Below are 1,353 nucleotides of genomic sequence, written 5' to 3'. Positions count from 1 at the left end.
GTTCCTGACCACCCCCGACCTCGACTACACCAACCCCACCACCGCCAACCTCTACACCTACACCGCCAACAACCCCATCGGCATGATCGACCCCACCGGACTGTCCGGCGAGCCCATCGGAGACGGCGGCGAAAGCACCAACCCCTGCCCCGAAATCTGCGTCCCCGACCCCGTCAGCGAACCCAACCCCCCGCAGGTCCCCGACTACGAAACCCCACCCGCACCCAACCTCGACAACCCCAACGACCCCTACCAGGCCATCCTCGACCACGCCGACAAGGCCGAAGCCAGAGGACCACTGAACCTCGACGGACACCACGCCGACTGGGACACGGTCCCCGACCGATACGTCGACGCCAACACCGGAACATGGACCACCGGCACCCGCGGCGACTACCAATTCAGCGTCTTCCACTTCGCAGCCAACGAATCAGCCAGCGCCATGGGCGTCCCCCGCACAAGAATCCGCATCCCCTTCGGCCGCGGATACGGCATTCAAAGCGCACCCGGCGGCCGCGGAGGCCCATCCGGAATCGGCGGCGGCATAGGACGCGGCGGCGTCGGAGGATCAGGCACGCGGGCCTGGACGTTTCCCGCTGGGTACACAAAGCGGGAACGTGACAAAGCAAAGCGCGCGGGTGGCATTGTTGGCTTGACCTACGACAGGGAAAGTGGCCCCGGGGCGTTGGCAGAGGAACTGAGGCAACTGCCACGGTTGCCCCAGCCTTTGGCCGCAGAACGCGCGAAAGCTGCCGCCGAGGCCGCGTTTTCGAGGGGGGGTGGTGCGACAATTGATACCTTCAGGGTCGGGGCAAATCTGGTTGTCCCCGGAACTAGGGGCCTTCGCACACCAGTGTTCATTGTGACTCCGAACGGAGACACCTACTACGCGAAAGCCGATCTCGACTACTCACACGGCGGAACCATTCCTGAGGTCATCCTCGATGATCCAACGCGCTGGAAGTAGCCGCTGGCAGGTGATGATGACCTCCGAGTACATGGCGGCTGATCCTAGCGTTAGCCGCAGGCGTCGCCTCCCATGCTTAGGCAGTTTCTCGAAGTCATAGCGTGTCGGTGATCGATGAAAAGCGAGGTCTCCGGTAGGGGGTTCTACGACCAAGTAGAACCCCCTACCGGAGACCTCGTGCCCACGAGGGCGGTGACGAGGCGGTTCGACCCGACCGACGCACAGTGGGCGGTGCTGCAACCCTGCTGCCTGCGGGTTTACGGCCGGGCCCGCGCCCGACCGGGTCACGTCCACTTGCTCCTTGTCAAGCGTCGGTGAGGAGTGCCCGGAACACGACGTCGGAGAGGCGGCGTTTGAGGGCGCGGAGGGACTCGCTGGTGGTGTCC

At 64.7% G+C, this 1,353-nt stretch carries 1 protein-coding gene; it reads left to right on the top strand.

The window, feature by feature from the left end; genetic code table 11:
• Window positions 1–967: hypothetical protein (locus tag AB0J67_RS41175; protein ID WP_363491270.1), on the top strand; the 967-nt coding region annotated here is incomplete at its 5' end.
• Between the last annotated feature and the right edge of the window lie 386 nt (window positions 968–1,353).

This window comes from Catellatospora sp. NPDC049609 (assembly GCF_040675365.1).
GTDB lineage: Bacteria > Actinomycetota > Actinomycetes > Mycobacteriales > Micromonosporaceae > Catellatospora.
The sequence above is the reverse complement of the archived record's forward strand: the minus strand, read 5'-3'. Positions and strand labels throughout refer to the sequence as shown.